1 protein-coding gene is annotated in these 246 nt (G+C 38.6%); it reads right to left on the bottom strand.

Annotation, left to right across the window (positions count from 1 at the left end):
- Positions 1–246: DUF1542 domain-containing protein (locus E4T68_RS09140; RefSeq protein ID WP_135126092.1), on the bottom strand; the 246-nt coding region annotated here is incomplete at both ends.

The following is a 246-nucleotide window of genomic DNA, read 5'->3' as shown; positions in this document are numbered from 1 at the left end:
TTGGATTAACTTCGTTAATAGCAGTAGTACCGTCTGTCTTAGCTGTGTCTACTTCTGCATTTGTTGTTGCATTATCAACATTTGCTTTTGCTTCTGTAGCTTTAGCATCAACATCTTTTTTAGCAGCATCTTTTTCTTCTTGCGTTAATTCATTACGTGCATCAATGGCTGCTTTCTTAGCAGTTGCTGCATCTTCAATGGCGTTCTTAGCAGTTGTTTTAGCGTCTGCATTTGGATTAACTCCGT

The organism is Granulicatella sp. WM01, from assembly GCF_004570605.1.
In the GTDB taxonomy this organism is placed as follows: domain Bacteria; phylum Bacillota; class Bacilli; order Lactobacillales; family Aerococcaceae; genus WM01.
The sequence above is the reverse complement of the archived record's forward strand: the minus strand, read 5'-3'. Positions and strand labels throughout refer to the sequence as shown.